4 protein-coding genes are annotated in these 3,785 nt (G+C 69.1%); 2 read left to right on the top strand and 2 right to left on the bottom strand.

Features of this window, described 5'->3' with window-relative positions:
• On the bottom strand, nucleotides 1–1,426 hold a 1,426-nt coding region (locus P409_RS29085; protein WP_202964839.1), incomplete at its 3' end, for an alkaline phosphatase family protein.
• 169 nt (nucleotides 1,427–1,595) lie between these two features.
• On the opposite strand from P409_RS29085, the gene P409_RS29080 reads away from it, so the two are divergent.
• The gene (locus P409_RS29080) at nucleotides 1,596–2,081 is read left to right on the top strand and encodes a cupin domain-containing protein (protein ID WP_034846642.1); all 486 of its coding nucleotides are present in this window, start codon (nucleotides 1,596–1,598) and stop codon (nucleotides 2,079–2,081) included.
• A 175-nt stretch (nucleotides 2,082–2,256) separates the two neighbouring features.
• Here the strand turns inward: P409_RS29080 and P409_RS29075 are convergent, their stop codons facing one another.
• Nucleotides 2,257–2,994: a hypothetical protein gene (locus P409_RS29075; RefSeq protein WP_034846644.1), complete on the bottom strand. Its 738-nt coding sequence runs from the start codon at nucleotides 2,992–2,994 to the stop codon at nucleotides 2,257–2,259.
• A 129-nt stretch (nucleotides 2,995–3,123) separates the two neighbouring features.
• On the opposite strand from P409_RS29075, the gene P409_RS29070 reads away from it, so the two are divergent.
• Nucleotides 3,124–3,785: M81 family metallopeptidase (locus P409_RS29070; protein ID WP_034846640.1), on the top strand; the 662-nt coding region annotated here is incomplete at its 3' end.

The following is a 3,785-nucleotide window of genomic DNA, read 5'->3' as shown; positions in this document are numbered from 1 at the left end:
GCCAGGGCGAGATGAAGCGGCAGGGCACGCCGAAGCGCCGCTCGATGAACTGCAGCACCGAGGTGTGGTCGAACAGCTCGGAGCAGACCCAGCCGCCCTTGCTCCAGGGCGATACCACCAGCATCGGCACGCGGGGGCCGAGGCCGATCGGCACGCCGTTGTAGTTCTCGTCCCCGACCGGCACCGTGCTGCGGCCCTGATAGCCGTAGAAGCGGGTGTTCACCGGGGGCACCGGCGCCGGCACATGATCGAAGAAGCCGTCATTCTCGTCGTAGTTCACGATCAGGGCGGTCTTGGCCCAGACCTTGGGGTTGCTGGTCAGCGCCTCCAGGATCTTGTCGACGAAGGCCTGGCCGGCGGCCGGCGAGGCGCTGGGGTGCTCGCAATAGGCGTCGGGGCAGATCACCCAGGACACCTGCGGCAGCCGGTCGGCCTTGACGTCCTCGGCGATCGCCCGTGCCAGCACGGCGTCGTAGGGATCCTCGTTCGAGGCCAGCTTCGGCCCGACATAGGCGCGGCCGCGCTTGTACAGATCGGAGCTCTTGTCGAGCTTGCGGAAGGCGCGGTGATAGGCCAGCGAGTTGCAGCCGTAATTGGAGAAGGCCTGGTATACCCGCCAGTCGATGCCGTGCTTCTCCAGCGTCTCGGCATACGCCTCCCAGGCCAGCCCCTCCCAGGGCTCGTCCAGGTCCATGTCGCCGGTCCAGTTGTTGTCCAGCTCCTGGCCGTGCAGCCGCCGCTTCGGGTTGTTCGGGTCGCGGCCGGTCAGGGTGTAGACGCTGGCACCGGTGGTGAAGTATTCGCGGTTCGGCTCGGTATTGGCGAAGATCGAGCAGTGATTGGCGTCGCAGACGGTGAAGGCGTTCGCCAGGTGCTGGTAGAAGGGCAAGTCGGACGCGGTGTCGTAATAGCCCATCGACATCCGGCTCTTCAGCGGCACCCAGGTGTCCCAGGTCTTCCACAGCGACTGGTCCAGCTTCCAGCTATGGTCGGTGCCGCCCATGTGCTGGGCGCTGGTGCTGCTTGTGTCCAGCCGGAACGGCAGGACGTAGTCCAGCTTCGCCTGGGCGGCCGGGTCGGCCTCGTACCAGCGCTCCCGCTCATGCCAATGGTCCCAGCCGACATTCTGGTAGCCGGTGCGGCTGGCGCCGTTGCGGCCGACGCTCTGGTACCAGACCGGCCGGCCGCTCGGCAGCGGCGCCGGGCGCGGGTCGCCGAAGCCGCGGACGCCGTTCAGCGTGCCGAAATAATGGTCGAAGGAGCGGTTCTCCTGCATCAGCACGACGATGTGCTCGACATCGCGCAGGGTGCCGGTGACGTTGTGGGCGGGAATCGCCATGGCCTGGCGGATGCTGGCCGGCACGGCCATCGCGGCCGCGGCGGCGAGGCCGGTCTTCAGGAATTGGCGGCGGCTGTCGGAGGTCACGATCGGTGTCTCATGGCAACGGGAGAATCGGACGCCGCTCCTAATAGCAGCGGACCGTGACGGACCGGTGAATGCAGGTCGGAAAAGGCCGGGAGGGGCGTTCACGGTTGCGCCTGCCGCGGCCGCAGCGCAGTCTGGCGCCGAACGCCGCGCGAGCCTGGACCGAACCATGACCGACCATCACGATCATCATCACGAGACCCCGGACTGGCGCCTGAACGGGGTGCGCGTGATCCGTGGCAGCGATCTCGACCCCAACACCGCCCAGACGCCGGGCATGGATCGCCGCGCGGCGATCAACGCCGCGCGCGTCGGGGCGCAGAAGATCTGGGCCGGCACGGTCACCATCCATCCGGACGCCAAGACCGGCGCGCATCATCACGGCCCGCTGGAGAGCGTGATCTATGTCGTCCGCGGCAAGGCGCGGATGCGCTGGGGTGAGAAGCTGGAATATGTCGCCGAGGCCGAGGCGGGCGACTTCATCTTCGTGCCGCCCTATGTGCCGCACCAGGAGATCAACGCCTCGACCGACGAGCCACTGGAATGCGTGCTGGTGCGCAGCGACAACGAGGCGGTGGTGGTCAATCTCGACATCGAGCCGGTGGAGAAGCCGGAGGCCGTCTACTGGGTCGACCCGATCCACAAGCATCCGTGAACCTGGGCAGGCGGCAGCCATCTTTAATTGTCATGCCCGGGCTTGACCCGGGCATCCAGAGATGTCGAAGCCGCTCCGGGTGGCCCCTGGATCGCCGGGTCAAGCCCGGCGATGACAATGGAAATCAAGCCTTTCGCTCTTCCGCACGCCGAAAGCCCCTCAACCGGACACCGTATCACTTCCCGGCCTTGTCCCGCCGATAGACGCCGGTGAAGCTGACATTCATGCCGCCGCACATCAGGTTGTCGGCCGCCAGCAGATAGGGGCCGGCCCGCCACAGCCGGACGCGGCATACGGAATCGTCGCCGGGGTTGGCGTCATACGGCGCGGCCTCGCCATTGTCGCCGGCGGAGAAGGCGGCCCTGTCGCCCTCCGGCGTCACCGTGCCGCCGATCTGGCCGACATTGACCGCGCCGCGCGCCACCCGCTCCGGATCGTCGCCGCCATATGTGGCGTTGCCCTCGATCGCGATGGCGCCGCCGGCCGCGGCCTTGATATCGATCTCCTGCTCGTCGCCGCTGCGCCAGGCGCCGGTCCAATCGCCCTCCGCCGTCTGCGGCGTGTCGGCCAGCGCGTGCAGCGGCAGCAGGCCGGTGGTGCTCGCAAAGTTCGGCGCGCCGCCGGTGAAGGTGGCGCAGGCATAGGCCCCTTGGATGGCCGTGACGACGACGCGGTCATTCGCCACCAGATACTCCTTCATCCGGCAGGCGGCGGTGTCCTTCGGGCAGCCCTGTCCAGCGGCAGCTCCCCTGAGGAAATGCACCCGCTTCTGGCCCGGGGCGACGGCCTTCAGCCGCGGCACGCTGTCCGCCGCGCTGAGGGTCGGGACCACGTAGCAGGTCTCCTCCGCCGCCGCGAGCGAGGGCAGCAGGGTGGTGGCGAGCAGGAGGATGGGGAGGGCGATGGGGCGCATGTGAATCTCCATAGGCCGGCCATCCTAGGCCGCGAGCACGGGAGCGTCACCCGCGAGCGGGCGCGGCTCGACCCTCCGCTCAGGCTGTGCGATGACGATAGGGTGACGGATCGGAGGGGGAGTCAGGCCATGAGGATCGCGGTCGGCGGGTTCCAGCACGAGACCAACAGCTTCGCCTCGGTGAAGGCCGGCTACGGCCAGTTCGAGACAGCGGATGGCTGGCCCGGCCTGTCGCGCGGCGCGGCCCTGGCGCCGGCCCTGGCCGGGATCAACCTGCCGGCGGCCGGCTTCCTCGAGGCCGCCATCGCGGCCGGGCATGAGATCGCGCCGCTGCTGTGGTGCTCGGCCTCGCCCTCGGCGCCTGTGACCGACGACGCCTTCGAGCGGATCACGGCGATGCTGGTGGAGGATCTGCGCGCCGCCGGCCCGGTCGACGCCGTCTATCTCGACCTGCATGGCGCCATGGTCACCGAGAGCGTGCCGGACGGGGAGGGCGAGATCCTGGCCCGGATCCGCGCGGTGACCGGGCCGGACATCCCGGTGGTGGCCAGCCTGGACCTGCACGCCAATGTCACGCAGCGGATGGTCGACCTGTCCGACCTGCTGGTGCCGTACCGCACCTATCCGCATGTCGACATGGCCGAGACCGGGGCGCGGGCGGCGGCGCTGCTGGACCGGATGCTGGCCGGCTGGCGGCCGGGCAAGGCATTCCGGCAGGCGGAGTTCCTGGTGTCGCTGGTGGCGCAATGCACGCTGGCCGACCCGGCGCGCCGCCTCTACGCGCTGCTGGC

Source organism: Inquilinus limosus MP06, from assembly GCF_000767795.1.
GTDB lineage: Bacteria > Pseudomonadota > Alphaproteobacteria > DSM-16000 > Inquilinaceae > Inquilinus > Inquilinus limosus_E.
Note: the sequence above shows the minus strand (reverse complement) of the source record. Positions and strands in the feature narration are given on the sequence as shown.